Annotated in this window: 1 protein-coding gene; it reads right to left on the bottom strand. The window is 45.0% G+C overall.

All coding sequences use genetic code 11. The features are described from left to right. Nucleotides 1-183: hypothetical protein (locus N480_RS16235; RefSeq protein ID WP_155732873.1), on the bottom strand; the 183-nt coding region annotated here is incomplete at its 3' end. Between the last annotated feature and the right edge of the window lie 37 nt (nucleotides 184-220).

The raw sequence follows: 220 nt of genomic DNA, 5'->3' as shown, positions 1-220 counted from the left end.
GACTCGTTGGCGCTGCTCCGCTTCATAATATGCCTGCCAATCGACATCAATTCCACTTTGCCAAACTCGTCCAAGTGCGGATGCTATCGACTTTTCATCTTGGTCTACTGCCGCTGAGAATCCAGTACTATGTATGATTAAGCTAGGTAATAAAATATGTTTCTTAGCCAACTGACAGAGCACATTCCCGGGTCCTACTTCAATAAATACACACTCCGAC

The organism is Pseudoalteromonas luteoviolacea S2607 (assembly GCF_001625575.1).
GTDB lineage: Bacteria > Pseudomonadota > Gammaproteobacteria > Enterobacterales > Alteromonadaceae > Pseudoalteromonas > Pseudoalteromonas luteoviolacea_E.
Note: the sequence above shows the minus strand (reverse complement) of the source record. Positions and strands in the feature narration are given on the sequence as shown.